General features: G+C 66.7%; 30 protein-coding genes. 20 read left to right on the top strand and 10 right to left on the bottom strand.

Annotation, left to right across the window (positions count from 1 at the left end; all coding sequences use genetic code 11):
* Positions 1–82 precede the first annotated feature (82 nt).
* From Q8O26_RS02925 to Q8O26_RS02915, 3 genes are all read left to right on the top strand, one after another.
* Positions 83–2,467 (top strand): DUF3987 domain-containing protein, encoded by a 2,385-nt coding sequence (locus Q8O26_RS02925; RefSeq protein WP_305573302.1) that lies wholly within the window; start codon positions 83–85, stop codon positions 2,465–2,467.
* A 253-nt stretch (positions 2,468–2,720) separates the two neighbouring features.
* A complete protein-coding gene (locus Q8O26_RS02920) occupies positions 2,721–2,915 on the top strand; it encodes a hypothetical protein (RefSeq protein WP_305573300.1) in 195 nt (64 codons plus the stop codon).
* 215 nt (positions 2,916–3,130) lie between these two features.
* Positions 3,131–3,535, top strand: coding sequence for a hypothetical protein (locus Q8O26_RS02915; protein ID WP_305573299.1), 405 nt, complete (start codon positions 3,131–3,133; stop codon positions 3,533–3,535).
* Between the two features lie 9 nt (positions 3,536–3,544).
* On the opposite strand, the gene Q8O26_RS02910 is transcribed toward Q8O26_RS02915, so the two are convergent.
* The 4 genes from Q8O26_RS02910 to Q8O26_RS02895 all read right to left on the bottom strand — a co-directional run bounded on the left by Q8O26_RS02910 (position 3,545) and on the right by Q8O26_RS02895 (position 5,928).
* Positions 3,545–4,123 (bottom strand): putative toxin-antitoxin system toxin component, PIN family, encoded by a 579-nt coding sequence (locus tag Q8O26_RS02910; protein ID WP_305573297.1) that lies wholly within the window; start codon positions 4,121–4,123, stop codon positions 3,545–3,547.
* Positions 4,120–4,575: a helix-turn-helix domain-containing protein gene (locus tag Q8O26_RS02905; RefSeq protein WP_305573295.1), complete on the bottom strand. Its 456-nt coding sequence runs from the start codon at positions 4,573–4,575 to the stop codon at positions 4,120–4,122. Before Q8O26_RS02905 ends, Q8O26_RS02910 begins: the two co-directional genes overlap by 4 nt.
* Positions 4,576–4,715: 140 nt before the next feature.
* Entirely contained in the window at positions 4,716–5,342 is a 627-nt protein-coding gene (locus Q8O26_RS02900; RefSeq protein ID WP_305573293.1) for a recombinase family protein, read from the bottom strand.
* 19 nt (positions 5,343–5,361) lie between these two features.
* On the bottom strand, positions 5,362–5,928 hold the full coding sequence (locus Q8O26_RS02895; protein WP_305573291.1) for a hypothetical protein: 567 nt from the start codon (positions 5,926–5,928) through the stop codon (positions 5,362–5,364).
* A 230-nt stretch (positions 5,929–6,158) separates the two neighbouring features.
* On the opposite strand from Q8O26_RS02895, the gene Q8O26_RS02890 reads away from it, so the two are divergent.
* The 5 genes from Q8O26_RS02890 to Q8O26_RS02870 are packed head-to-tail and all read left to right on the top strand — an operon-like array spanning position 6,159 to position 8,709.
* The gene (locus Q8O26_RS02890; protein ID WP_305573289.1) at positions 6,159–6,851 is read left to right on the top strand and encodes a hypothetical protein; all 693 of its coding nucleotides are present in this window, start codon (positions 6,159–6,161) and stop codon (positions 6,849–6,851) included.
* 5 nt (positions 6,852–6,856) lie between these two features.
* Positions 6,857–7,156, top strand: coding sequence for a hypothetical protein (locus Q8O26_RS02885; protein ID WP_305573288.1), 300 nt, complete (start codon positions 6,857–6,859; stop codon positions 7,154–7,156).
* A 13-nt stretch (positions 7,157–7,169) separates the two neighbouring features.
* Positions 7,170–7,610, top strand: a complete 441-nt coding sequence (locus Q8O26_RS02880; RefSeq protein ID WP_305573286.1) for a hypothetical protein — start codon at positions 7,170–7,172, stop codon at positions 7,608–7,610.
* Positions 7,607–8,023, top strand: a complete 417-nt coding sequence (locus Q8O26_RS02875) for a hypothetical protein (RefSeq protein ID WP_305573284.1) — start codon at positions 7,607–7,609, stop codon at positions 8,021–8,023. Before Q8O26_RS02880 ends, Q8O26_RS02875 begins: the two co-directional genes overlap by 4 nt.
* Positions 8,020–8,709 carry a hypothetical protein gene (locus Q8O26_RS02870; protein ID WP_305573282.1) on the top strand — a complete coding sequence of 230 codons (690 nt, stop codon included), beginning with the start codon at positions 8,020–8,022 and terminating at the stop codon, positions 8,707–8,709. Before Q8O26_RS02875 ends, Q8O26_RS02870 begins: the two co-directional genes overlap by 4 nt.
* A 149-nt stretch (positions 8,710–8,858) precedes the next feature.
* On the opposite strand, the gene Q8O26_RS02865 is transcribed toward Q8O26_RS02870, so the two are convergent.
* Both Q8O26_RS02865 and Q8O26_RS02860 read right to left on the bottom strand, forming a co-directional pair.
* On the bottom strand, positions 8,859–9,551 hold the full coding sequence (locus tag Q8O26_RS02865) for a hypothetical protein (protein WP_305573280.1): 693 nt from the start codon (positions 9,549–9,551) through the stop codon (positions 8,859–8,861).
* Positions 9,551–10,789 (bottom strand): site-specific integrase, encoded by a 1,239-nt coding sequence (locus Q8O26_RS02860; protein ID WP_305573278.1) that lies wholly within the window; start codon positions 10,787–10,789, stop codon positions 9,551–9,553. Before Q8O26_RS02860 ends, Q8O26_RS02865 begins: the two co-directional genes overlap by 1 nt.
* Positions 10,790–11,694: 905 nt before the next feature.
* Between Q8O26_RS02860 and Q8O26_RS02855 the strand changes: the two genes are divergently transcribed.
* Genes Q8O26_RS02855 through Q8O26_RS02840 form a run of 4 tightly spaced genes read left to right on the top strand, consistent with a single transcriptional unit; the run spans position 11,695 to position 14,053 of the window.
* On the top strand, positions 11,695–12,822 hold the full coding sequence (locus tag Q8O26_RS02855) for an ethylbenzene dehydrogenase-related protein (RefSeq protein WP_305573276.1): 1,128 nt from the start codon (positions 11,695–11,697) through the stop codon (positions 12,820–12,822).
* A gap of 60 nt (positions 12,823–12,882) precedes the next feature.
* Positions 12,883–13,113 carry a hypothetical protein gene (locus tag Q8O26_RS02850; RefSeq protein WP_305573274.1) on the top strand — a complete coding sequence of 77 codons (231 nt, stop codon included), beginning with the start codon at positions 12,883–12,885 and terminating at the stop codon, positions 13,111–13,113.
* A 2-nt stretch (positions 13,114–13,115) separates the two neighbouring features.
* Positions 13,116–13,670 (top strand): hypothetical protein, encoded by a 555-nt coding sequence (locus Q8O26_RS02845; RefSeq protein ID WP_305573272.1) that lies wholly within the window; start codon positions 13,116–13,118, stop codon positions 13,668–13,670.
* Positions 13,667–14,053 carry a hypothetical protein gene (locus Q8O26_RS02840; RefSeq protein WP_305573270.1) on the top strand — a complete coding sequence of 129 codons (387 nt, stop codon included), beginning with the start codon at positions 13,667–13,669 and terminating at the stop codon, positions 14,051–14,053. Before Q8O26_RS02845 ends, Q8O26_RS02840 begins: the two co-directional genes overlap by 4 nt.
* Positions 14,054–14,074: 21 nt before the next feature.
* On the opposite strand, the gene nhaR is transcribed toward Q8O26_RS02840, so the two are convergent.
* Positions 14,075–14,968, bottom strand: coding sequence for a transcriptional activator NhaR (nhaR, locus tag Q8O26_RS02835; protein ID WP_305573268.1), 894 nt, complete (start codon positions 14,966–14,968; stop codon positions 14,075–14,077).
* 161 nt (positions 14,969–15,129) lie between these two features.
* Between nhaR and Q8O26_RS02830 the strand changes: the two genes are divergently transcribed.
* Positions 15,130–15,978, top strand: coding sequence for a universal stress protein (locus Q8O26_RS02830; protein ID WP_305573267.1), 849 nt, complete (start codon positions 15,130–15,132; stop codon positions 15,976–15,978).
* Positions 15,979–16,186: 208 nt separating this feature from the next.
* A complete protein-coding gene (locus tag Q8O26_RS02825) occupies positions 16,187–17,185 on the top strand; it encodes a TerC family protein (protein WP_305573265.1) in 999 nt (332 codons plus the stop codon).
* Positions 17,186–17,303: 118 nt separating this feature from the next.
* Here Q8O26_RS02825 and Q8O26_RS02820 read toward each other — a convergent pair whose 3' ends face one another.
* A complete protein-coding gene (locus Q8O26_RS02820) occupies positions 17,304–18,221 on the bottom strand; it encodes a LysR family transcriptional regulator (RefSeq protein ID WP_305573263.1) in 918 nt (305 codons plus the stop codon).
* A gap of 82 nt (positions 18,222–18,303) precedes the next feature.
* On the opposite strand from Q8O26_RS02820, the gene Q8O26_RS02815 reads away from it, so the two are divergent.
* The 3 genes from Q8O26_RS02815 to Q8O26_RS02805 all read left to right on the top strand — a co-directional run bounded on the left by Q8O26_RS02815 (position 18,304) and on the right by Q8O26_RS02805 (position 21,572).
* Positions 18,304–18,963, top strand: a complete 660-nt coding sequence (locus tag Q8O26_RS02815) for a class I SAM-dependent methyltransferase (protein WP_305573261.1) — start codon at positions 18,304–18,306, stop codon at positions 18,961–18,963.
* Between the two features lie 88 nt (positions 18,964–19,051).
* Positions 19,052–19,792: a spermidine synthase gene (locus Q8O26_RS02810; RefSeq protein ID WP_305573259.1), complete on the top strand. Its 741-nt coding sequence runs from the start codon at positions 19,052–19,054 to the stop codon at positions 19,790–19,792.
* A 157-nt stretch (positions 19,793–19,949) separates the two neighbouring features.
* On the top strand, positions 19,950–21,572 hold the full coding sequence (locus Q8O26_RS02805) for an alpha-D-glucose phosphate-specific phosphoglucomutase (protein WP_305573257.1): 1,623 nt from the start codon (positions 19,950–19,952) through the stop codon (positions 21,570–21,572).
* Positions 21,573–21,585: 13 nt separating this feature from the next.
* On the opposite strand, the gene Q8O26_RS02800 is transcribed toward Q8O26_RS02805, so the two are convergent.
* Entirely contained in the window at positions 21,586–21,879 is a 294-nt protein-coding gene (locus Q8O26_RS02800) for a YciI family protein (RefSeq protein WP_305573255.1), read from the bottom strand.
* Positions 21,880–21,907: 28 nt separating this feature from the next.
* Complete coding sequence (locus tag Q8O26_RS02795) at positions 21,908–22,525, bottom strand: TetR/AcrR family transcriptional regulator (protein WP_305573253.1); 618 nt, start codon at positions 22,523–22,525, stop codon at positions 21,908–21,910.
* Positions 22,526–22,661: 136 nt separating this feature from the next.
* Here Q8O26_RS02795 and Q8O26_RS02790 point away from each other — a divergent pair, with 136 nt between their 5' ends.
* From Q8O26_RS02790 to Q8O26_RS02780, 3 genes are read left to right on the top strand one after another with little or no spacing between them, the layout of a single operon-like run.
* Positions 22,662–23,537, top strand: coding sequence for a xanthine dehydrogenase family protein subunit M (locus Q8O26_RS02790; RefSeq protein ID WP_305573251.1), 876 nt, complete (start codon positions 22,662–22,664; stop codon positions 23,535–23,537).
* On the top strand, positions 23,534–24,022 hold the full coding sequence (locus tag Q8O26_RS02785) for a (2Fe-2S)-binding protein (protein WP_305573249.1): 489 nt from the start codon (positions 23,534–23,536) through the stop codon (positions 24,020–24,022). The genes Q8O26_RS02790 and Q8O26_RS02785 overlap by 4 nt, the downstream gene beginning before the upstream one ends.
* Positions 24,022–26,421 carry a xanthine dehydrogenase family protein molybdopterin-binding subunit gene (locus Q8O26_RS02780; RefSeq protein ID WP_305573247.1) on the top strand — a complete coding sequence of 800 codons (2,400 nt, stop codon included), beginning with the start codon at positions 24,022–24,024 and terminating at the stop codon, positions 26,419–26,421. The genes Q8O26_RS02785 and Q8O26_RS02780 overlap by 1 nt, the downstream gene beginning before the upstream one ends.
* The last annotated feature ends 60 nt before the right edge of the window (positions 26,422–26,481 follow it).

Below are 26,481 nucleotides of genomic sequence, written 5' to 3'. Positions count from 1 at the left end.
GGATCCGTTGTCGCCCCTGCCCATCGACCGACCGGCCCGCCGTCAGCCTCGCAAGTCGCCGCTGGCCGCAAAGGCGGTCGTCATGGCTGCTGAGAACTTCCTTGATCGGGTCTTTCCCGAAAGCGCGCTAGGCGTCGCTGCCGGCTATCAGGACGCGAGCCTATGGGATGAAGCCCCATCGGGGATCGCCCCTCGCAACGACCGCGCCGACGATACGACTAGACGGCTTGCGCTGGCGCTCGAAATGGCGGCTCACGGCTTCCGGGTCTTTCCGCTCCTGCCCGGATCAAAGGAGCCGCCCAAGGGCGTCGCTGGCGTCACGCGCGCCACAACTGATGCTGCAACGATCCGCGCTTGGTTCGCAGCCGATCCGGCGATGAACTACGGCGTCGCGGCAGGCGCTGGCCTGATAGTGGTAGACGTGGACGCGGCGAAGGGAGGTCTTGAGGCACTGAAGACGCTTGGCTTACCCGAGACATTCACCGTCAAGACGCCCGGTGGCGGGTTGCACCTGTATCTTACCGGGCCGGACGTAGCGCAATCGGTCGACCGGATCGCGCCGGGCGTCGATATCCGTTCGGGCGGGGGCTACGTCGTCGGCCCAGGCTCATACTTTGCAGACCCCGGCGGCAAGAAGGGCTATGCCGGCCCCTATGAGATCGCGGCCAATCTGCCCGCCGCCGTCGCCCCGGAAAGCCTGATCCTGCGATGCGGCCAGCCGCGCGAGCGCAGCGACGCGCCGCCGGCCGCCGAACAGGACGCGCCCGCCGATCTGGCCCGCGCCCGCGATTGGCTCGCGAACGCACCGCCGGCCGTCGAAGGGCAAGGTGGCGACGCGGCCACCTACAAGGTGGCGTGTGTGCTGCGCGACATGGGACTGACGGAACCGACCGCGCTGGACCTCATGCGCGAGCACTGGAACGCGCGATGCTCCCCGCCTTGGGATGACGCCGGGCTTGCCGCCAAGGTCGCCAATGCCTTCACCTATGGCCAAAACCCGCCCGCCGTGAAGTCGATGGAAGCGCTCGCGGCCGGCTTCGGCGACACGGTGACGGTTGATACGCCGCAGCCCGCGCCCCTATTCGATCCGTGGCGTGACTTCATCGTGCCGGACGTTCCGGCCGGTATCTTGCCGCCGACAATTGAGCGGTTCGCGATCGGGCAAGGCCGCGTCATGGGCGCGTGCACCAACGCGCTCGCCATGGCGGCGCTCGCGGCGCTGTCCGGCGCGGTCGACCATCGCATGTCGCTCCGCCTGATGCGGCACGGCGGCTGGCGCGGGAGCCCGCGCCTCTGGACGCTCTTGGCGGGGCCGCCGTCCAGCAAGAAGACGCCGATCATCAACGCGGCGCTCGCGCCGCTGGAGCATCTTCAGGCGCGCCGCCGCCGGGCGTGGGAAGCCGAGTGCGCCCGCGTCCCGGACGGCCAACCGAAGCCGCCTGAACCGGAACGCTTCATCGCTGGCGACACGACAAGCGAGGCGCTCGCGGCGATCCTTGCGCGGCAGGATCGCGGCGTCTTGGTGAAGCGGGATGAAATCGCCGGCTGGATCGGCGGCATGGAGAAATACGCCAGCGGGCGCGCGTCCATGGCGGATCGGGCGTTCTGGCTGGAGGCGTTCAACGGATCGCCCTTCATGGTGGACCGCGTGGGGCGCGGAACCATCAGCGTCGCGAACCTGTCGGTTTCGATCATCGGCGGCATTCAGCCGGACCGGCTTGCCGAGCTTCAGGGGCTCCAATCGGACGGCCTGTTGCAGCGCTTCGTTCCGGTTTTCGTCGGGCCAGGACGAGTGGCCGATGACCGGCCCGTGCCGCCGGACGGCTTCGCGGCCATGGTGGAGCAAGCGGCGTCGGTCGCGCCAATGGAGTTCACCTTCGATAACAAGGCGCTAGCGGTCATGGAGCGGTTCCGCCAGCGAACGCATGACCTACAAGGGGCGGCAGAGACGGCGTTGCCGGGGTTCGCCCAATTCGTCGGGAAGCTCGACGGGCTGTTCGGCACCTTCGCACTGCTTTTCCACGTCGCGGACGGGCTTGAGCCCGATGGCTGGATGGCGGACCGCGTGCCTGCCGAGACGGCGGCGCGCGTCGAACGCCTGTTCGCAGACTTCATCATGCCGCACGCTTTCGAGTTCTACGGCTTCGCGGAGCACGTTGCGGGAACCGACCGGCTGCGCAAGATCGGTTCATGGGTTCTTACCCGCAACGGCGGGCGCTTCACGGCCGGCGAAGCCATGGCGAACGTCGCGTGCCTTCGCGGGCTCTCCACCTTCGACATCGGCCGCGCGCTTGGACCGTTGGTCGCGGGCGGATGGCTGGAGCCGGAAGCGGCCGGGCCGGAAAACCGCGCGTGGCGCGTGAGCGCGGCCGTTGCGGTCCAGTTCGCCAAGCGCCGCGAGGATGAGGAACGGCGCAAGCAGGAACTGGCACGGCTGATGAACGGCCCGCGCCGCGCAAAGGACTAGCAGGCAAGGAAGCTTCACGCTTGGCGCCCCATCCGGCCATGCCGGGCGGGCCTCTGCATGGGCGGCCATGAACGTCTTCGGCGCTGCGTTCTGATGATCCTGATACGCGGGCGTGAGCGGATGCCGGGAGTGAAAGGCAGATAAGGAGAGAAAGCGTACAAATGGTTTTGTGTCCGTGTGCGCGTATCAGGATCATCAGGATTTCGCCGGTGGGTAGTCGCCGAACCCCATGGCCGTGAAGGAAGCTTGACCGATGGCGTATCAGCGCGTCGGCGCTCGGACGGGACGCTTGATCACGGGTCGCGGGTTGATAGCCCTCGCGCGCGAGCGCGATGGCGGTTCGGTCGGATTGATCGAATTGGGAGGGGCCTTCGGGCACAATGCGCAAAGGCGGTTTTCTCAACCGAAGATGGCCGACGGTCTGATGCGCGATCCGCGCCCGGCGTGAGCTTCAGCGCCCCCGCCGATCCATCTCCTGGCGCGAACTGTGATAGCCCTTCGTCGGCCCGGCCTTCCCACCGTGCGCCTTTCCGGAACGGCTGGAGCGGAGAAATTTGCCACGACGCACGGCTAAAGCGTGGGATAGCAGATGCGGCGCTTATCCCACTCAATCGAGAATCGACTTAGCCTTCGGCCCGATCCCGAAACAACGCGGTTACCGGCATGCCTCCATTGTCCCTGTTCGATGCGACCTGTTCATTGCTTCACGATCCGCAATTTGACGATCGCACATCAGAGGTTCGGAATTCTGCCTGGCTGGCATATGCACAAGCGATCAATGCGGCGCTGGATCGCTACGACGCTGACAAAGAGAAAGCGCGCGCCGAGTATCTGAAAAATCGGCGGGGCTATCTGTCGGGAACCATTCTGCGGCCGACGCTGAAGCAATTGATGTATGTATGGCCCACCGACGTGCAGCTTGCCGAGTTCGACGAACGCGAGGTCGGACAGCTGGCCGAATTCGAGAAGATGGTTTTCATTGCAGCGCGTCGGTATGCGCTGGAGGAACGCGATGCGCGGCTTGCCTATTGGAGAGCTGTCGAAGCGAGTGATTTGGCAACAGAGTAAGCGGCGCGCTCACAGAAGCGAACGCGCCGGCCGAAGGCGCGAGGCGAGCTTCGGCATTCCTTTGGCTGTCAGATCGAAGACGAACTCAGACTGTGTGAAGGGCGGGGTTTGATAGGTCTGGCGCATCGTCTTCAACGCTTCGAGCGCTGCCGCCGGATAGAGGTCGAACGTTCGGGAAAGAAATTCATCGGCGTCTATGGCTTCAACCGCGAATTCGCTTAGCACGTCGTCCGGGAAGTCTTTCAGGTTCTCAGTGATGATGTGTTGAGCGCCGCAGCGGATCGCGGCTGCTAGAACGTGCCGATCGTTAGCATCGGGGAGTTTTAGCCCTTCAACTAGAGGCTCATAGCCAGTCACGCACGCTTCTGGAAAAGCGCGCTGCATTGCCTCAAGCTGCGACTGAATGCTTGCTGCCAATTGCGGCTTCTCCGCTAAAAGGTTTCGCGTCCACTCGTCTAGTATCTCTGGGATCCAACGAGCGCGAAACAGACCGGCTTGGCAGAAGCGCAAGAGAACGTCCCGTTTCCTGAAGGGAAACAGGACGTTCGCATCCAGAAAGACAACAAAGCGATCGGCGATATGCTTCAACTCGCGTCGAACTCCTGTCCGAGGCGCGCCAGCTCATCGAGTGCAGCGTTTCGTACTGCGTCGCGCCGTTCCTTGTAGGCCACCAAGTCCGCATGCATGACACGACGGTGCGAGCCGACCGGGATGAACGGAATGTCGCCCTTCTTCAACAAACTGCTGAGGTAGGGTCGCGAAACGTTCAGAATGTCGGCCGCCTGCTGTGTCGTCAGCATCGCACTCGTAGGAACAAGCGTCACCATGTCGCCGCGCGCCACATGGCCCAATAGGTCAACTAGAATGTCGCTGATGGCCGGCGCAAGGCGGAGCTCGCGACCGTCCGCGCTGGCGATGACAAGCCGGCCATCGCCTTCCCTAGCTTGAGCAAGCGCCGTCGCTGCTTCAGCGGCGCTCTCGATTTCTTCGCGTGTCGGAAGCCGATGAGTGAGATCGGCTGCAAGGGCTGAGTTCGCCATATTCTGTCTCCCTCTTTTTGTGCTTCGTTGCACCGCATATAAACCGCACCGACAAGCGTCACAAGTGTAATATCCGTAATAAGCGAAAAAAGCGTAAATCGTTCCGTCGCGTCGCGTTCATGCAACGATTTTCGCTATCGTCACCGAGCGGCTGACGTCACGGCGCGCTTCGCCAGCCGCGCCAGTGTCGACCGCGACGCGCCGGTTGACGCCACGATCTGCGACCACGGCACGCCACGCTTCAGCATGGCCATGATGCCCGCGTTGCGGTCGGCGTCTTCCTTCCGGCCGCGATAGGAGCCGTTCGCCTTGGCCTTGGCGATGCCCTGCGATTGCCGCCGTCTGCGGTCTTCGTAGTCCTTGCGCGCCACGGCCGCGAGCATGTCCAGCATCATGCCGTTGATGGCGTCGAACATGCGCGCCGTGAAGGCGTCATGATCCTTGCCGGCCATCATCCAAGAGGTCGGCAGGTCCAGCGCCACCACGCGCACTTGACGTTCGCGTAGCTCGCGCTTCAGCCGCTCCCAATCCGCCGCGTTCAGACGCGACAGCCGGTCCACCTGTTCGATCAAGAGCACGTCGCCGGGCTTGGCGTCCGAAAGTAGCCGGAACAGTTCGGGGCGCTTCAGTTTCGCGCCACTTTCGTTCTCGACGTACCACGCCGCGACGGCCAAGCCGCGCTCGGATGCGAAGCGGTCAAGGTCGGCTCGCGCCCGGCTGGCGTCCTGCTCATCGGTGGAGGCGCGGAGATAGGCGCGAACGAACATGGCGAACCTCTCAGTACGATTAGAATAGTTCGCTTTTTATCGGTTCGTTTTGAATTGTCAAGTCGGCCATATCGAACCGATTGCGCCGGGTGTGATGCCAGTTCGTTCGAAGCACACCCATAACGAACCATTTGATCGCCGCGCTTTCGTTCCAGCCATGGCTATCCGCCCGCTTGCCCCATCGCTCGCCAGCTTCGCAGGAGCGGCGCGTGGCGGGCGCATGGCATTCGATCGGTAAGTGGAACAGCCTGCCACGGTTGCGCCCGCCACGGCGCGTCCTAGCCCCGTCAACCGCCATGCCGCCGGGCTGGCGCTGGCCTGCTTCAGCCATCGCCGCGCTCGCGGATGGGCTTCGGCAGGCTCGCCGTCGCGTCACGTCGCCAGCCTCCGCCGAAGCCCGCCCGATAGTGGTGCGAGAACCGCCCGCCGCCAATGCGCGCGACAGGCACCCGGCCCTCCCCACGGCGTCGCCATCAGCGCAGCGCGGGTCTTCGTTCACATACCGGGGTCGATTTTCGATTCCGGTGAAGCTTTCCGCCTTGCTTTTCGCGCGGCCCAGCCGAACCAGCGCCCCAGCCTTCGCCATCCGGCGCACCCCGAACCGGCGACCTGTCCGCCCCTGTCAAACCAGGCGCATCAGCCGCTCGCCTCAAGCCCATGGCCATCCGCCAAAACGCCATCAACCGAAGCGCTGATCTTATGTCGCAGCCTCACATCTTCTAGCAACATCTAATAACGTCTACGCAGACGCATAGAATTATATGCAGTAAATAGACGTTTTACCGTTTGGATAGACTGAAATGTTGGAGTAAATTGATGACCAGCTGGAGGGTCATCAACATGAGCGCCGCCGCCAAAACCCGTCCCGAAGACAGCCGGCACACGCTGGCTATGCAGCAAGCCGCCCTGCAAGGGCAGATCGATAAGCTTGCTCGCGAGATGGCGGACGCCACCGCGAACCGAAACCGGGCCATCGCCGCCGCGACCCTTGAAGCGTCCAAGGCGAACCTTGCGACGAAGGATCAGGCCACAGGGATCGTGGTCCGGCTCGAAGCTGAGTTAGCTGCCGTGCGGTCCGCACTGGCGACCGTGGAAGCCGATGCTGCGAAGCTGGATGAGGCCAAGCGGATCGCGGTCGAAGCGCAGCGCCTGAAGGCAGCGGCGAAGGCATTGGCAGACGCTACAGTCGCCGCGAGCAAGGCGGACGAAGCCGCAGCCGCCTTTGCTGAAAATCTCGCCGCGCTGAAGCAGGCCATCGTCAACGCCTCGGTCGCGACGCCCGCCGATCTGCGCAATCAGGTCTTCGGTCACGACCTGCTCGGGGAACAGTCCCTGAAGGCGACCGCGACCTGGCTGCTCGCCAAGACGGGCGTCGTCGCCCGGCCGCTGTTCGAGCCGTCCGACTACCGGCAGACCTTGGCCGCCCTCGTTGAGCGCTTCGGCCTGCCCGTGACGGACGCCGCCAAGGCCGCCGTAACGCCCCCCAAGCCGACCGAATGGGAGGATTGAACCCAATGAGCCAAGTTCGCTTGCTGCAATCGACTGGACCCGCCAGTGCGGCCGGGACAGTGCTCACGTCGCAGACCCCGACTGAAACCGCCGCATGGGTTGAGGTTCCGGCCGTAACGGCGGCCATCCCATCAGGCGGCGCGCAAATCGAGATCACCGCCAACGCTGGCGCGATGCGCGTGGCCATTCTGCGGCCCGGCCACAACATCACCAACCCGCTCAACAATGGCCACCTGATCGCGTCCGGCGCGGTCTACCGCGATGCCCTCGCGGCCGGGTCGCGCGTCTTCATCAAGCTACCCTGAAGGATGAGCCGTTATGGGCTTCCACCGCTTCGACAATGCGCCTTCAGGTTCGCTCGCCAGCGGCGCGCCGGATAACGCCTTCGCCGTGCTGGATGCTTTAGCGTCCGATGCCACGGCCGCGACGCTGGCCATCAGCCAGGGCGACCAGATGACAATCACGGCCGGCGGCGCGCTGAAGGTCGAGGAAACTCCGCATGGCTGGACCGTGAACCCGCCGCCCCGGCGCAACCTCGTGGTGACGCTGCTTCGCCCCGGCGCGACCGCCGATCGCGACACCGGCGAAGCGGTCGACCGGATCGCGCGCAAGCAGCTTCCCATGGACGCCGTGCTCGTGATCCCACGCCCGCTCAATGCCGAACGACTGACCGTCGACACCATCGACCGGCGCAAGCTCAAGCTGGCGTGGCCGAACACGTCGCCCCTCGACAAGCACGATTGGGGCGCAAGCCGATGACGCCCGCCGAAGCCGCACTCTATGCAGCGGAACACGCCCGCCCCGGCGCGGCTTTCGAACTGGCGCTTGCGGCCGGCGAAGCGTTGGCCTTGTCCGGCCATGGCCATCTCCACCTGAACGACGACGAAGAAGCCGTATCGGTCGCGCCAGCGCCGGAAGGCCGGCTCTACGCCAACCTTCGACAGATCAAGCACGGGGCGGACATGGCCCCGCTTCAGGTGAAGCTTCCGCCGGATGTGGCCTTGATCGTGCTCCGTCCCGACATGCCCGCCACGCGCTTCGCCATTCTTCAGGACGGGACCAAGCGCATCGCCTTCCGCTGCGAAGGCGTCGCGCCCGCCCGGATGAAGCCGTCGCCGCAAATCAACGCCCTGTCCTTCCTCGCCAGCAATCACAGGACCGTCACGACATGAGCGAAGCCCCGATCCCGACCAATGGCGGCGCGCCGGCCGGCCCCTCCGCCGATAGCCTCGGCGCGATGCAGGAGCTTGCCCGGCGCGGCAACGCGCCCGGCATCACCCATGACCAGCGCATCAGGCTCGCGGAAGCTGTCAACCGCGAGATCGAGACCGGCGGCTCGGGCTGGGACGCACTTGGCGGGCGCGGCGCGGACGATGCGCGCCAGCGCCAGGCACAATCCGCCTTGGACGGGGAGGCCACGGCGAAGCGCATGGACCCGAACGCGAATGACGCGCCGCCTGCCGGCCAGACCCCGCCGGCCGAGTACACGGCCCTCCGGTCGGACGTGTTTGCGGACCAAGCCGAGCGCGACGCATTCGGCCAAGTCGCCAGCGCCGCCGGCCTAGACGCCCGGCTCGTCCAATCTGCGGTGCAAGGCATTACGCAGGACAAGCGGATCACCGACGCTCTGAAGGCTGGCGACGCGGCCGTTGACCGGCACTTGGTCGAAGTCCGCGAGCTGTTCCACCGGATGCCCGGCGGGCGCGACAACCTGAAGCTCGGGGTGGCCTATCTCGAATATCTGGCGGACAAGTCCCCGGCGCTGGACGCCAGCTTCAACGTCGCGATTATGAGCGCCGACACGATCCTCATGGCCGCGAGCGAGGCGAAGCGGCTCGGCTTCCGGCCCGGCCGGTAGCACTGCCCAAAGATCGCGGGGCCGGTCTTCCAGCGGCGCCCGCGTGACTGGCGGTCAGACCTTCACACCTCGCCGCTTAAGCCATCCCGGCCATCTCTGGCTCGCCGGGGCGGCTGTTTGTTTTTCGATAATAGCAAACAGTGGAGCAGCTAGAGCTTCGCCGCAAGCGCGCGGGCTTCGTCCATGTCGCCGGTATCGAGCGCGGCGGCGATAAGCCGATGCAGCAGCATTTTTGGCAGGTCTTCAGAAAACCCACGCAGGCTGAAGCGGTTGAAAGCGTCGACCAGCCGCCTGACTTCGGGTGGGTGTTCGCCGCCATCCCGGCCGTGCGAGCGAAATGGTTTCTCCGTTGCCGCATAGGCCGCAGTCTGCTTCCCGGTGCCTTTGGCGCTCATGTAGCCGAGCATCTGCAACAGACCCTCGGCGTCATAAACGGACATATCGAAGGTCGATTGCGGAAGCGGACCGCGATCACCAGCGTTACGTTGTCGATTGAGCCGGGCCATGAAGCGCCGCTCGCGCGTCGTCCATGTTTCTTCACCGGCCACGGTCAGTGCGAACCAGCCCCGAGATTCCTTTGGAGGCCGGCCACGCCTGCCAGATCTCTCATTCGGCCGATATCGCACCAATGCGAACACCATTGCGAAGTGCGGGATTAGATCATCCGGGCTGGCACCATCCACGCGGCCAGCTTCGATCACAGCAGCAGCGATCCGCAGCATTCGGTCAAGCTGTTCATTCGTGATCGGCGGCAGGGTGCTTATCTCGACCATGATTGCGTCTGCGAAGGCGCATGTGGCCTTTGCGCGCTGCTCCAGCGTGAAGGGCGGCACACCCACCATCAGCGTCCACCAATCGCCGCCGCGAGCTTCTGCCCGACGAGATCTGTGGCGGCCCGCACCGGGTCGACCGCGAGATGCGCATAGCGTTCGGTCGTGCTTGTCTGCGAATGACCAAGCAGCTTGCCGATGACCGGGAGCCCGATGTTCGCGGCCGCCGCGACCGACGCGAAGGTGTGTCGCAGATCGTGAAGCCGAACGTTCTCCAGCCTCGCCCGCGTTGCCACAAGCGCCCATGGCCGCTTCAGGTCGGATCGCGGTTGCTCATCTTCTGTCCCGACGCTCGCGCCCGCGATCACATAGCGGCCAAGGCGCGGAAGGTCGGTCAGAAGCTGGACGGCCGCCCCGTTCAACACCAGCGCCTTTCGGCCGGTCTTGGAGTCCGGCAGGAACAGAATGCCGCGCTCCAGATCGACATGTCGCCATTCGAGATGCAGGATTTCGCGAAGCCGTGCGCCGGTCAGGATCAAGAGCCGCAGCGCGGCGGCTGCGGCAGGCGCGATCTTCGTCCGCTGATTGCCCTCCCTGGGCAGATGCTTGGCTGTGGCCTTCGCCTTCGTCGTCTCGCGCACATTCCATGGGGTGCCGACCGTCTCGGCTTCACGGATGGCGTCGCCCAAGCGCGCGAGTTCGTCAGACGTCAGGTAGCGCTCGCGGGCTTCCTCTCGATACCGCTCGACCGGGCGCGCCGGGTTTGGCCCATCGGGGAGACGCTTCGTCTTCGCAGCCCATGAATAGATGCTCGACAGGACCGCTACCACTCGGTTGGCGGTCGGCTTCCGCTTCGCGCCCGCGTGCCATTTCTCGACTTCAGCCGAAGTCAGAGCGTTGGCCTTCAGGTGGCCGAACGCCGGCTTGATGTGCGTCTCGACAATCATCCTGTAGTAGTCCGCCGTCGAGGCCTTCCGCTTGGCGGTGGCGTGCTCCTTCAAAAAATCGTCGGCAAGCTGACCAACGGTCGGAGCGCTCTTTTCGTCAGCGCGTCGTTCAGCCGGATCACGGCCGCCAGCAATTTCGCCAAGCAGACGCTTGGCCTCGTTCCGGGCTGTGTCCACGGTCCAAGGCGAACCGTGCCGACCGATAGTGAGGAAGCGCTGACGGCCGTTCACGCGGGCCTTCAACACGAAGACCGGATCGCGCGATTGCCGCCTGACGCCGAAGCCGCGCACGGCTTGATCCCAAAGAACGCCACCGGTCGGCAGATCGTCGACAGCGGATTTCGTCAGCTTCACGGTCGGCATTGCCTTCGCCCTCTGATCTGGGATAGCTACCATTTAGCTACCACAAGCGCCCCATTCACAAGCATCTAGGCGAAAGACCAATGGACTTAAATCGCTGATATGTCAACGTTACGCAATGCGCCGCAACTAGTTTAGCAAGACTACGAATCTGGGGGTCAGAGGTTCGAATCCTTTCGGGCGCGCCATTTTTTTCAAAGACTTACGGGATTTTGCAGCAGATCGACGGCCCTCAGGGTAACACCGGGGTAACACGGCGAGTACCTGCTCTGACTTTCGGAAGCCTGCATAGGTCGATCTCATTGCCGACGGGCCGCATTTGTGCCGAGCTTGGCACGCTCAACGTGATACGTCCGCTTCGCGCCCGCATTGCGGTCATCGGAGCGCCGCCCGGAAACGGACATTCTGGGCTGTCTCCACAGCGGCTGGCTTGCGGCCTCCTCCATCTCACCCCGTCACAACCCGACGGGCAAGGCCCAGGACCGATGTTGTGGGTCGCTGACCCCGACTGTGACCTCCGCGGCTCTTGAGCCAGCAGGCCTTCCATCGCGATTGGCGCGGCTCACGCCGGTCAAGCCGGCATTGGCGCCGAGCACCGGGGTGGAGAGAGCAGCTTGATCCACATCAGTGGGAGACAGGTGCTCAGGATCAATTGTGCAATTCACATTGAGTGACTGCCAAAATCTCGTGTTCCGGCGCAGAAGGGCGTCGTGTCGGATGCTTTCCGGCCGGACTGAGCCAATTGGCCTCCGGAACTCCTGTGAAAGGCGCCCGCGAGCCTGATCGGCGCTTGGCATTCGCGATCGTTGTAGTGCCCCTCGCGGGCGATATGGCCGGCCGAATACTTGCCGCTGACCAACGATGAGAACAACGGCTGCGTCACTGGCGCATGCTGCGGGGAGAGAGACATGAGACGAACAGCGATCTATGCCGCAGTGGCCCTGTTCATAGGAGTCCTCGGCGTGTCCTGGCTCACCCACGGCAGGGGCGTCGTGCACAACGACCCCGCGCGCCATATCTCCATTCCGCAGGCGCTGACCGTGCCCCTGCAGGTGCAGGCGGCCTACAACGGCACCACCATCTTCTTCCGCTATCGCTGGCCATCGCCCCGCCCGGGCATCTTCCACGACGTGCTACGGTATGACGGCAAGGCCTGGGTCGTGCGCGGTGCCACCGTTGCCGGTCCCCAGCCCGACGGGCTGCATGAGGACCGCGTCGCGATGATGGTCGATGATGGCCGCGTGCCGGAATTCGGCCGGTATGGAGGCTATGTCGCGATCGGCCACCGGCTTGCCGGAACCGCCAATGAAGTGCCCGGCCGCGAGGTGCAAGCGCATCCCTATCTCGGCCAGCGGCTTGGGCTCGACGAGGGCACCAAATACCTTCCGGGGACCCGCTCGAACATCAACGACTGGGCCTCGACCCTGCCTGAGGCCGAGCAGCAGGCGCTGATCTCGGCAGGCTACTTTCTCGATCTCTGGCACTGGCGCGCCAATCGTTCGAACCCGATGGGCGTGGCCGACGACCAGATGGTGGCGGCAGGCAGGCTGAGCGACGCCGGCCGCGGCGCGTACACCACCAATTGGGATTCCGCCAAGCGACAGCCGCGGCTCATGTTCAATCCGGCCCGGGTCGAGCGCTCGGCACTCAACTTCGACGCCATCGTCCAGGGCCGGATCGGGCAGGACGACGTCTACGCCCTGCGCGAGGACGAGGCGGTGCCCTTCGATCCCGCTCTCGCGTGGCGCGACGGCGATACCATCCCGCGGCGCATCCTGCGGACGAGCCAGGGATCGCGGGCCGACATCGCGGTCAGTGGCCGGGCGCGCTGGACCGACGGCTTCTGGGAGGTGACGCTCAGCCGTCGCATGGATACGGGCAATCCGCGCGACGACAAGATCTTCGTCGAGCGCGGCCTCTACCAGCTCGCCTTCGCCATTCATCGCGAGGCGACCGGCGGCCGCTGGCACTACGTGTCGCTGCCGGTGACCCTCGGGCTCGGACGCGATGCCACCATCCAGGCCACCCGCTTCTAAGGTGACACGCCCGGCTGGCAGCAGCCGCCGCTCAACGCCACGCTGTTCTATCCCGGCCAAGTGAACTGGGCGCTGATCAACAGCACCCGCCATGCTGGGGCCAGCAATGTCAGGGCCGGGGTGCCGGTGCGCTACCGTCACAGCGAGGACCAGCTGGCCCATTACGGGATCGAGATGGAGTTCAACGGTCCCATCCAGCGCCAGTGGGCCCTCACCCTGCTCGCCGGCATCCTCCTGATCGCCGGCTTCGGCTTCGCCCTCAACACGCTTCTCGGCCGCAAAGGTGCATGACCATGGGTCCCTATCACGCCGTCGTCGTCCACTTTCCGATCGCGCTTCTGGTGACCGCAACACTGGTGATCGCCCTCAGGGCATTCTCCGACGGGCCGCTGGCGCTTGCCACCGACCGGGCCCTGGTGCCGCTGCTGTCTCTCGGTGTCCTGTCGGCTGTCGCCGCCTTTGCCGTCGGCCTGCTGGTCTGGCCCATGGAGGCCACCTTCTCCAGCCCTCTCGGGCGCAACCACGTGCTCGCTGCCGCCTGGACGGTCGCCTACTGGACTCTGCTGCTCGTCACCCGCTGGCTGCAGGGACCGGCGATATGGGAAGGTGTGACCCGATGGGTCATGCTGGGTCTCGGCTGCTTGGGCGGCCTCCTGCTTGCCATCACCGGCTCCATCGGCGGTCACCTGATGGGCACGCCGACCGCCGCCTCGCAGGCGCTGCGTCTTATGGGGTGGGAAATCTACACCACCTACTATGTGCCCGACGCGACGCTCGCTTTGATCGTGGTCTCGGCGGTAGCACTCGCGGCACTCGGGCTCTGGAGCAGAAGAAGCCTTCCGGCGTGAGCGGCGCATGGCGCCGTCACCTGTCGGTCTCCTCTCGCAGCATCTCCAGTGTCGCCGGATCGAACGGCACGACTGTGCGCGAGTACGTCTGGTTCGATGGCATGCCGCTGGCCATCGTCGCCGATGTCGACACCGCCTCGCCGCAGCTGCTGCATGTCCACGCCGATCACCTCGACCGGCCGATCATGCTCACCAACGGCTCCAAGGCGAATGTCTGGGAGGCGGTTGACCGGCCCTTCGGCGAGGTCCACGCGATCACCGGCACAGCCACCCAGAACCTGCGCTTCCCCGGCCAGGACTTCCTGTTCGAGACCGGGCTGGCGCACCACTGGCACCGGACCTGTGACGCCACGATCCGTCGGCGTCTGATCGGCAAGGCCTGATCCGACCCCGCCGGAGGAGGCTCAGCGGGCCTCCTCGGCCCGCGCCGCCTCGCTGATGGCGACAACCGCAGGGTGGCTCAGCTTCCGCTCGACCGAGATGGCGTAGTACTGGGTCGCGATGCCCTCTGCGAGGCCGATCATCGAAGCGGAGAACTGTTCCTGGATCTCGTCCGCCAGAATCGCCGGCGCGGGAAAAATCCCGGTGCCGGCCTTGCCGAAGGCCTTCATCAACGCGCTGTCATCGAATTCACCGACAATGTGCGGCTCGATCTGATGGTCGCTGAACCAGCGCGTCAGCCCCATCAGCATGGTGGAGCCGTCGCCGGGGAGCAGCATGGGGGCGCCGTGCAGCGAGCGTGGAAAACCAGGGTGGTAGCGGGCGGCAAGCTCGGCCGTCGCGAAGAAGGCGAGAGCGGTGCGCCCGAGCGAGTAGCTCTGCCCCTTGACGCCGAGGGCATGCGGCAGCGGCCGGTCGGCGATCACCAGATCGACCTTGTGGGTGGCAATTTCCGTGAACAGCCGGTCCAGCTTGTCCTCCCGGCAGATCAGGCGGACGCGGGCCCCGCCGGCGAGGGCCGGTGCCAGCAGTCGATAGGCGATCGACTTCGGCACCACGTCCGCCACCCCCACCCTGAACAGGACATCCTTGCTGTTGGTCTGGTTGCGCAGGTTGGCCTCCAGCTCGCGCCCGATCTGGAAGATCTCGTCGGCATAGGACAGCGTCAGATCGCCGGCGGCGGTGAGTTCGAGGCCACGCCCGACGCGGCGGAACAGCTTGGCGCCCAGCGCCTCCTCCAGCGTGCCGATCTGGGCGCTGATCGTCTGTGGCGCGAGGCGCAGCTGGGCGGCGGCCCTTGCGATGCTGCCGGCCTTGGCGACCTGCCAGAAATAGTTCAGTTGCTTGTAATTGAGCACCGGCAGCCCTTTGTCATTCGCAGTTTTTTTCGATCATATCAGCGCAAACAATCTGCTTTTTTCGATGATCGATCAAGCCCATATTCCGCCCGCTCCCGGCCCTCCCGGGGTGCGGCCCGACGCCTCAGGCGGGACGTTCAGGTCAAAACAAGGACGATGAGATGGCTTTCAAGGACCTCTTGTTCCCGTTGAACAGCTACCCGGAGGCGACACCGGTCGCCGCCATCGAGGGGGCGGTGGGCATCGCCGCCGCACTCGACGCGTCGATCGCGGCACTCGCCGTGCACATCGAACTGCCGCATGTCGGCAATGTGCTGGCGAAGAGCCTGCTCGATCTGCCGGGCATGATCGCCGCCGAGCGGGAGAAGAGCGAGGCCGGCGCCAAGGCCACGATCGCCGTCTTCGAGGCCGCAGCCAGCCGGCGCGGCGTCGCCCATGACCATGTCGTCGAATCCTGCCCGAGCTCGCAGCTCGCGACCCTGGTCACCGAACTCGCCCGGATGCGCGACATGACGGTGATCCCGGTCGGTGAGGAATCCGGCCTCCAGCACCACGTCGTCGAGAGCGTCATCTTCGGCTCCGGCCGCCCGACCCTGGTCTTTCCGGCCGCGGCGGCGGCCGTCACCCCCGCCGCCTTCGATGCCGTCGGCATCGCCTGGGACTTCAGCCGCCCGGCGGCACGTGCCGTCGCCGATGCCCTGCCGATCCTGGCGCGCGCCAGGACCGTGCGCATCGTCACCGTCACCCGGGAGAAGACGATCCCGACGCACCGCTCCGCCGCGGAACTGGCGCGCCACCTCGCCCGCCACGGGATCACGGCGATCCTCGACGAGGAGGACGCCGCCGGGCGGCCGATCGGCCAGGCACTCGGCGACTACGCCGCGACCCATGGGCTCGGCCTCCTCGTCATGGGCGCCTATGGCCATTCGCGCCTGCGCGACTTCATTCTCGGCGGCGCGACGAAGACCATCGTCTCGCAGCCGCCGCTGCCTGTGCTGCTCTCCCACTGAGACACGGAACGGGCGATAGACCGACGCATGCATCGACACGACACCTGCCGGCGGGGGCCTGAACCCCCACCCGGCAGATTGAATGGCTCGCCGAGACCCCGGACCAAGTGACGGCCGGGATCACGGGGAGCAGAGAAGACAACCGATATCTCCGACGTCCCGGCCACCCGCGCGGTGGCCGCGCGGCGCGACCACGCAAGGGTTCACAATGGAACTGCTCGTCTCGTTTCTGACCGGCGACTTTCTCGGCAAGGCCACATGGCTCTGGCTGATCTTCCTCATTCTGGTCGGCGCCCTGCTGGTCTTCGACCTCGGCGTGCTCCACAAGACCGACAAGGAACTGGGCGTCGGCGAAAGCCTCATCCTGTCGGCCTTCTACATCGCCATCGCCGTGGTGTTCGGCGTCTGGATCTGGTGGTCCATGGGGCCGACCTCGGGCATCGAGTATTTCACCGGCTATGCGCTGGAGAAGGCCCTGTCGATCGACAATGTCTTCGTCATCTCCATCATCTTCGGCTATTTCGCCATCCCGGCGAAGTACCAGTACCGCGCCCTGCTCTGGGGCATTCTCGCCGTCCTGGTGCTGCGCGGCATCATGATCGCCCTCGGCGCGGCGCTCGTGCAGCAGTACGAGTGGGTGCTCTACATCTTCGGCGCGTTCCTGATCGCCACCGGCATCAAGATGCTCATGATGGGCGAGAGCGAGCAGGACGTCTCCGCCAACCCCGTCATCCGCTTCCTGTCGAAGCGCATGCGCATCACCAAGGAACTGCACGGCTCCAGCTTCTTCGTCACCCAGCCCGACCCGGTGACCGGCAAGATGGTGCGTTTCGCCACGCCGCTGTTCCTGGCGCTGGTCGTCATCAACATCGCCGACCTCGTCTTCGCGGTCGACTCGGTGCCCGCCATCTTCGCGATCACCACCGACACCTACATCGTCTTCACCGCCAACATCATGGCGATCCTCGGCCTGCGCGCGCTCTACTTCGCCCTGGCCGCCATGGTCCACCGCTTCGAATATCTGAAATATGCCCTTGCCATCGTCCTGATCTTCATCGGCGGCAAGATCTTCTGGAACCAGATCGTCGGCAAACTCGATCCCGCGATCTCGCTCGGCGTCACCCTGTCGCTCATCGCAGGCGGCGTGGTCTTCTCGCTCTGGAAGACCCGCGGCCACGCGGCGCCGGGTTCGCACGGACACAGTTGAGGCGTCGCCGTCCCGATCCCGCCCGGCACCCCCACCGGGCGGGATCGACGACCAGGTGCGCCCGGGCAACGCCCGCCCCACCGACACGCCGGCAATCACGGATAGCCTTTCTCTGCGGTCAGAGACCCTCTGACCGGCGGACCGACCGGCCCTTGCGGACATGGCGCGCGAGGACCTCGGCCATGGTGTCGAAGACGACGCGCACGCGACGGCTGGTGTGAAGTTCGCGGTGGCTCACGAGCCAGATGGGAACCTGGATGCCGGCATGGTCCGGCGCGAGCCGCACCATGCCCGGCGTCAGCTTTGCGACCGCCTCGAGCATGATCCCGATGCCGAGCCCCTGCCGCACCATCTCCCAGAGCACGACCGCATTCTCGGACACGATGGGGAAATCCTCGACCTGCGCCGGAATGCCGATCGTCGCGAGATGGGCGGCGAAGCTCTCGGCCGGCTCGAAAGCCAGCATGCCGGCCTTGCCGAGCTCGGCCAGCGTCGCGGGCCGATCGCGGCCTTCCAGCCACGCCGCCGCCGCATAGACATGGGCCGGCATCTCGCCAATCAGCCGGGCGATCAGGTCGGGCTCCAGCGGCCGCACGTGACGGATGGCGATATCGGCCTCCCGCCGCCTCAGATCGCTGAGCGCATTGGAGGCGACGATCGTCAGCGTGATCTGCGGCGCCGTCTGCCGCAGCGCGCGGACAATGTCGGGCAGGAGATAAGCGGCGATGGCATCGGTGGCCGAGATCGTCACCCTGCCGGCCACCTCCTGCGCCTGTCCCGCAGCCGCCAGGGCCATCGCATCGGCGGCCGAGGCCATCGTCCGGGCGTGGTGCATCACGCTGAGGCCCGCCTCGGTCGGGACCAGCCGCTTGCCGACCCGCGCGAACAGGGCGACACCGAGGCTCGTTTCGAGCGCAGCGATCTGGCGCGACAGGGTCGGCTGCGTCAGCCCAAGTCGCCGCGCCGCCGACGACAGCGTGCCGCAATCGACCGTCGCGGCGAAGGCGCGTAGCTGGTTCCAGTCCACCGATACCATGGAAATCCGTATATCACTTGTCCGCTTTTGCGCAATTCGATGCGCAAGCGCATATGCTATGCCCCGTCCAGAAGAGGACAACATGACCCTGATCGATCGAGACGCTGCGTTCTGGAACAAGATCGCCCCAAAATACGCCGCGGGGCGCATTGCCGACATGGCCGGCTACGAGCGGAGCGTCGATCGGACACGCGGCCTGCTCACATCCTCGGACGTCGTGCTGGAGATCGGTTGCGGCACCGGGACCACCGCGCTGGCCATCGCTCCCGGCATCCGCCGCATCGTCGCGACCGATCTATCCGAGGCCATGATCGCGATCGCCCGGGAGAAGGCGCAGGCGGTGCCTGGCATCGACGCCCACTTCGCGGTCGGAACTGCGGAAACGAGCCCGGAGGTCGACGGCGGCTACGATGCCGTTCTGGCGTTCAACCTGCTGCATCTGGTGCACGATCGTGCCGCGACCCTGCGCGCCATCCGCCACCGGCTCAAGGCCGGCGGCCTCCTCATCACCAAGACGCCGGCTCTCGCCGAGATGAACCTGCTGATCCGCCTCGCCATTCCGCTCATGCGCGCTATCGGCAAGGCGCCTTTCGTCTCGACATTCTCCGCCAGTGACCTCGAAGCAGAACTGGCAGTTGCCGGCTACGCGGTCCTCGCAGCGGAGCGCCATGGATCGAAGCGCTGGGACCCCCGCACCTTCATCATCGCCCGCAAGGCCGAAGACGGGACGGATCAGCCCTGACACCGGACGGCGCGGTATCCTTGGCCGCCCTTTGGGCCTAGGGTCCGCCCGGCTGTCGCATGGACGGCGGCGCAGCGGGATGCATGGGTTGAGCCTCTTTTTCCAGGAACTGGACTATCAGGAGACGCCGATCGGCGCCCTGAGCCTCAGGCGGCGGCGCGAGCACAGGCTCGATGTCGACGTCTATGAGATCAAGCTCGGCGACGAGTTCCTGATGTCCAGCCTCTTCACCGCCTCCGAGATCGCGCTCGCCGATCTCGGCCTCGCCAGCCTGGCCGGCGGCCCAGCCGATGTCGCCGTCGCCGGCCTCGGCCTCGGCTATACCGCCAAAGCCGTCCTCGACCATGCGGGCGTCGCCTCGCTCGTCGTCGTCGAGATGCTGGAACCGGTGATAGGCTGGCACCGGGCCGGGCTCCTGCCGATGGGGACGGCGCTCCACGGCGATCCGCGCTGCCGCTTCGTCGCGGGGGATTTCTTCGCCCTGGCGGCGAGCCGCACCGGCCTCGACCCCGAGGTGCCCGACCGGCTCTTCGACGCCATTCTGGTCGACATCGACCACTCCCCCGACGAACTCCTCGATGGCCGCAGCACCGGCTTCTACACGCCCGAGGGCCTCGCGGCAGTGGCGCGCCACATCCGGCCCGGCGGCATTTTCGGCCTGTGGTCCGACGCCATGCCCGACCCGACCTTCGTCGAGAGGCTCGCCGGCGTCTTCGCCGAGGCCTGGGCCGAGCCGGTGACCTTCCACAACCCGCTGCTCGACCGGCGCTACACCCAGACGGTCTATCTCGCCCGCGTCGCGGCGGCGGAGGGCCACCCGGCGGCCTGAAGCCGGCAGGGACGACCGTCGATCCCATCGGCATCCGCTCAAGGTCCTGTCGTCGAGGTCCCGACTTCAGCTAGGGTTCATCGACCTTGCAGTGCTATGGCGCAGCGTCGGCGCGGCAGCCGACGACCGAAGACCTGCCGCCACCTTGGAGATGCATGTGATCCTGTCCGTGGATGCCAGCCCCTATCTCGACCAGACCCTCGGCACGTCGGGCCTGAGGAAGCCGACGGGCCATGCGATGCAGCCCCACTATGTCGCCTTGTTCATGCAGGCGGTCTTCGCCGAGCTCGACGTCGCCGGCGCGACGCTGGTGGTGGGCGGCGACGGGCGCTATTTCAACGACGAGGCCATCCAGACCATCCTGAAGATGGCCGTCGCCCACAAGGTCGGCCATGTGGTCGTCGGCCGTGGCGGGCTGCTGTCGACGCCGGCCGCCTCGGCCCTCATCCGCGCACGCCGGGCGAAGGCCGGCATCATCCTGTCGGCGAGTCACAATCCCGGTGGCCCGGACGGCGATTTCGGCATCAAGATCAACGCCGCCCATGGTGGTCCCATCCCCATTGCCGTGTCCGACGCCATCCACCGGCGCACCCGCACGACCTCGCACTACGCAATCGCCGACATGCCGGACATCGCGCTGGACCGTGACGGCCGCCACCAGGTCGACGGCTGCCTCATCGAGGTGATCGACGGCGTCACCGACTATGTCGCGCTGCTCGAAACCCTGTTCGACTTCGACCGCATCGCCGATCTCTTCCGGTCGGGCTTCACCATGCGCTTCGACGCGATGCATGCCGTGACCGGCCCCTACGCCACCGAGCTGTTCCAGCGCCGCCTCGGCCTGCCCGCGGCCAGCCTGATGAACCAGATCCCGATGCCCGACTTCGGCGGCCTGCATCCAGACCCCAATCCGCACCATGCCGCGGACCTCGTGGACTTCGTCGCCGGCCGCGCCCAGGCCGATTTCGGCGCCGCCTCCGACGGCGACGGCGACCGCAACCTGATCGTCGGCCGCGGCCTGGTCGTCTCGCCCAGCGACAGCCTCGCGGTCATCGCCGCCAACGCCCATCTCGTCCCCGGCTATCGCGGCGGCCTCGCCGGCGTCGCCCGCTCCATGCCGACGAGCCGTGCACTCGACCGCGTCGCAGCCTCCCTCGGTGTGCCCTGTCACGTCACCCCGACGGGATGGAAATTCTTCGCCAGCCTCCTCGAGGCCGGCCTCATCACGATCTGCGGCGAGGAGAGCGCCGGCACCGGATCGAACCACGTCCGCGAGAAGGACGGCCTCTGGGCGGTGATGATGTGGCTCAACATCCTCGCCGAACGGCGGCAGCCCGTCGCCGAGATCCTGCGCGACCACTGGCAGGCCCACGGGCGCGACTATTATCAGCGGCTCGACTTCGAGGAGGTGGATGCCGCCGCCGCCGAGGATCTCATGGAGACGCTGCGGCGCCGGATGCCGCTTCTCGCAGCCGACCTCGCGGGACGGCTCACCGTCACCGAGGTCAACGACTTCGCCTATACCGATCCGGTGGATGGCTCCATGGCCACCCGGCAGGGCGTCCAGATCATCGCGGACGAGGCCCGCATCGTCTATCGCCTGTCGGGAACGGGAACGCGCGGCGCCACCCTGCGGGTCTATCTGGAGCGTTTCGCCCCGCGTGGCGAAGACCACCGGCGCCTGCCAGCGGAGGCGCTCGCCCAAGTCCAGGCTCTCGCCATGCAGGTCGCCGACGTCTCGCGGTTCACCGGCCGCACGAGTCCCTCCGTGATCAGCTGACCATCGGCCGTCGTCAGCCCTGGCGCCGCAGGAACCGCGTGATGGTGACACTCTGCCAGATACCGGCGGAGTGGAAGGGATCGGCCTGGTTGAAAGCCTCGACATGGGCGCGGTCGGGAGCCTCGATGAGGAACAGGCTGCCGATCATCGCCTTGCCGTCGTCGCTCATCAGCGGCCCCGACATGACGATGCGCACGCCGAACGCCGCCGTGTCGGACAGGAAGGCCTTGTGGGCGTCGTAATGGGCGAGCCGCACCGGCAGGGCGCCGGCGCGGTCGACGGCATGGATGGCGAAGAGTACGGTCATGGGCGGTCCTGCTGGTGGAGCCGGCGGATCATTGGCCGATGGCGAAACCGGCGAGGAAGCGGTCGACGGCACGCTCGATCACCGGCATCACGTCGTCCGGCGTGGGCAGATGGTAGATGTGCCGGCGGATGCCGAGATAGATGATGCCGCCGTGGAGGTTCCACAGGTCCTCCATCTCCGGCTGAGCATCGGGTCGCGCGGCGAAGCGGATCTCGTCCAGCAGCGGCGCCAGCAGCACGTCGCGCACATGGTCGAGATAGCGGCGGTTCAGCGCCTCGCCGGCAAGGCCGGCCGCCATGAAGATGCGCAGCCATTCATAGGAGAAGATGGCGCCGGCATATTCCGCGTAGAAGGTCAGTATCCGCTCGCGCAGCGGCCGGCGGCGGTCGGTAATCAGTCCGGGCCAGTGCGGCGACATCCGGTCGAGATAGACACGGGCGAACACCGCCTCGAGCAGCTCCGCCTTGCTGCCGAAATACTGGTAAAGCAGCGCCTGGGTGATTCCCGCCCGCTTGGCGAGATCCCGCGTCGTACCGGCGAGGCCGACCTCCGCGAAATAGCAGACGGCCGCGTCGACGATCTGCTCGCGCCGCGCCTCGGGCGCCAGCCGCTTGCGTCGCGCGGTCAGGGCCATGCCGTCCGCCATGCGTCTCCCCCGGGTCGAACGGCCGGCGGAAGCCCCTTGACTCACGCCCCGCCCGTCGTTGATCATTTGACCAATTAAAGAATACGGACCGCTGCGCCGCAAGGCAACACAGCCGGCCTCGACGAGGAGACGTACCATGAAGTGGCCGGCGATGGGCTATGCCCGCGTCGAAAGCCTCGATGAACTCTGGCAGGTGCTCGACGCCGCCGGACCCGAGGCCCAGATCCTGGCGGGCGGGCAGAGCCTGCTCGCGACGCTGTCGTTCCGCCTGTCGGAGCCCTCGGGCCTCATCGACATCACGCGGATCGCGGCGCTCCGCGGCGTGTCGGTGGCGGGCGCGACGCTGCGCATCGGCTCGCTGACGCGCCATGCCGAACTCGGCCGCGACCCGCTCGTCGCCGCCCATGCCCCGATCCTTGCCGAGGCCGCCCCGCTCATCGCCCATCCCGCCATCCGCAACCGCGGCACGATCGGCGGCAGCCTGGCGCTCGCCGACCCGGCCGCCGAACTGCCGGCCTGCGTGGTGGCCCTCGATGCCACGATCGTCGTCGCCTCGCGGGGCGGCGAGCGCCGCGTGCCCGCCGCCGACTTCTTCCAGGGCCTGTTCACGACCGATCTCCAGCCCGGCGAGATCATCACGGCCGTGGAAGTGCCGGTGGCGACACCGGCAAGCCGCCAGACCATCGTCGAGGTGACGCGCCGCTCCGGCGACTACGCCATGGCCGGCCTCGCCGCCGTCCTGGCGATGCGGGCGGACGGCACAGTCGACGCCGCGCGGCTCGTCTTCTTCGGCGTCGGTTCCGGCGCCGAGATCGCGACGGGCGCCTCCGCCGCCCTCATCGGGGCTCCGCTCACGCGTGCCACCATCGCCGCGGCGCAAGGCGCGCTGGCCGACGATCTCGATCCGCCGGGGGATCTGCACGGCGGGCCCGAACTGAAGCGGCACCTCGCCCGCGTCATCACCGCCCGCGCCCTCGACACCTTCCTCGCATCGGCGGAGCAGGCCGCATGAACCGCCGCATCGACATCACCCTGACCGTCAACGGCGAGCGGGTCTCCCGCAGCGTCGACACGCGCCTCCATCTCATCGACTTCCTGCGCACGGAACTCGGGCTCACCGGCGCCCATACCGCTTGCGAGCACGGGGTCTGCGGCGCCTGCACCGTGCGCCTCGACGGCGACCCGGTGCGCGGCTGCCTCGTCATGGCGGCGAGCCTCGACGGCTCCGTGGTCGAGACCATCGAGGGCCTGTCGGACAGCGGCGAGATCCGTGACCTGCAGGAGGCCTTCGTCGCCCGCAACGCCGCCCAGTGCGGCTATTGCACCCCGGGCATGCTCGTCACCGCCGCCGACATCCTCACCCAAGCGCCGAACGCCTCCCGCGAGGAGATCCGCGAGCACATCTCCGGCAACTACTGCCGCTGCACCGGCTACCAGGCCATCGTCGACGCGGTCGAGGACGTGCTGAAATCGCGTCGCAAAAGCGAGGCCGCCTGATGAACGAGATCGTCACGCCGAAGTCCCTCGGGCTCTCTCGCGAGGACCTGCCGAACTCCTATATCGGCCGTTCCGTGCCGCGCCCCAATGCCCGCAAGCTGGTCGAGGGCCGCGCCACCTATACCGACGACGTCACCCTGCCGCGGCTGGTCCACGCAGCCTTCCTGCGCTCGCCCCATGCCCATGCCCGCATCGTCTCGATCGACACGGCGGCGGCGCTGGCGGTTCCCGGCGTCGTCAGGGTCTTCACCGGCGCCGACCTCGCCAAGGTCTGCGATCCATGGGTGGCCGTGCTCGCCCATCTCAAGGGCATGAAATCGGCGCCGCAATATCCGCTGCCGCTGGAGCGCGCGACGTGGCAGGGCGAGGCGGTCGTCGCCGTCGTCGCCGAGACCCGCGCTGCGGCCGAGGACGGCGTCGCGGCGCTGGCCGTGGCTTTCGATGCGCTGCCGGCCCAGGTCGACATGGAAACGGCGCTCGCCCCTGGCGCGGTCGTCATCCATCCCGAGCTCGGCGACAACCTCGTCTTCACCCGCACCGCCGAGACCGGCAATGTCGAGGCCGCCATCGCCGGCGCCCACAAGGTCGTGGAAGCCACCTTCCACACCGGCCGCCATACCGGCGTGACGCTGGAGCCGCGCTCCATCATCGCCGACTACAACCGCGCCGACGGGACGCTGACGGTCCACCATTCGACCCAGGCGCCGCACATGATGCAGAACGTCTTCGCCACGCAGTTGCGCATGGCCGAGGGCGACGTGCGCGTCATCTGCAAGGATGTCGGCGGATCCTATGGCATCAAGGTCCACGTCTATCCCGACGAGATGGCCGTCGCCTGCATGTCGAAGATCATGGGACGGCCGGTGAAATTCATCGCCGACCGCTTCGAGGCCTTCGGCAGCGACATCCATGCCCGCGACCATCGCATCAAGGGCCGCCTCGCGGTCGATGCCGAGGGGCGCTTCCTGGCCTTCGACATCGACGACCTCACCGGCATCGGCCCCTATTCGGTCTATCCCCGCACCAGCGCCGTGGAGGGCAACCAGGTCGTCAACCTCTGCGGCGGCCCCTATGCCTTCGACAATTACCGCTGCACCACGACGGTGGTGCTGCAGAACAAGGCGCCGACCTCTCAGTACCGGGCCGTCGGCCACCCCATCGCCACGACCGTGACCGAGGGCCTCGTCGACCTCGCCGCCGAGGCGCTCGGCATCGACCCGGTCGCCATCCGCCGGAAGAACCTCATCCGCGACGACGCCTATCCCTGCACCTCGCCGGCTGGCATGAAGTTCGAGGGCCTGTCGCACCACGCGTCCCTCGACAAGCTTCTGGAGATGGTGCCGGTCGAGAAAATCCGCGCCGACCAGGCCGAGCAGCGCAAGCGCGGCGTCTATCGCGGCCTCGGCTTCGCCAGCTTCATCGAGCTGACCAATCCCTCGCCCTTCATGTACGGGATCGGCGGCGCCAAGATCTCGGCGCAGGACGGCTGCACGGTGCGCATGGACCCCGACGGCTCTCTCGTCGCGCTGTCTGGCGTCACCGAACAGGGTCAGGGCACCGAGGCCATCCTCGCCCAGATCGTCGCCCACGGCGTCGGCGTGCCGGTCTCCAAGGTCAAGGTTGTCACCGGCGATACCCAGACGACGCCCTATGGCGGCGGCACCTGGGCCTGCCGCGGCGCCGGCATCGGCGGCGAGGCGGCCCTGCAATCGGCCATCGCCCTGAAGGAGCAGATCCTTGAGGTCGCCGGCGCCATGCTGCAGGCGCAGGCCGCGAGCCTCGACATCGTCATGGGCGAGGTGGTGGACAAGGCCACCGGCCAGGTGCGCATGCCGCTCGCTGAGCTCGGCCGCATCGTCTACTACCGCGGCGACACGCTGCCGAAGGATCTGGCGCGCGAGCTCGTCCAGACGCGCCATTTCATCACCAAGGAATACCCCTTCGCCTTCACCAACGGCATCCAGGCAAGCTGGCTGGAGGTCGATGTCGAGACCGGCATGGTGAAGCTCCTTGAGCACTGGTGCGTCGAGGATTGCGGCCGCGTCATTAACCCCATGCTCGTCGACGAGCAGGTGCGCGGCGGCATCGTCCAGGGCATCGGCGGCGCGCTTTACGAACACTGCATCTACAACGAGGACGGCCAGCTCCTCACCACCACCCTCGCCGACTATCTCGTGCCGATGGCAGCCGAGATGCCCGACATGCATGTCGGCCACGTCGAGACGCCGACGAAGGAATCCCTCCTCGGTGCCAAGGGCGCGGGCGAGGCCGGTACGGCCGGCGCCCCCGCCGCCATCATGAACGCCATCAACGACGCCCTCTCACCCCTCGGCGCGCGGGTTCTCGCCCAGCCCTTCACCCCGGACCGGATCCTGAGGGCGCTAGGAACCATTGCATGAGCCTGGGGGGCCGGTGTTAGCCTGCCCCCCGATACCGAAAGGCCGGACCAACCGGCCACC

Source organism: Phreatobacter sp., assembly GCF_030691135.1.
GTDB lineage: Bacteria > Pseudomonadota > Alphaproteobacteria > Rhizobiales > Phreatobacteraceae > Phreatobacter.
The sequence above is the reverse complement of the archived record's forward strand: the minus strand, read 5'-3'. Positions and strand labels throughout refer to the sequence as shown.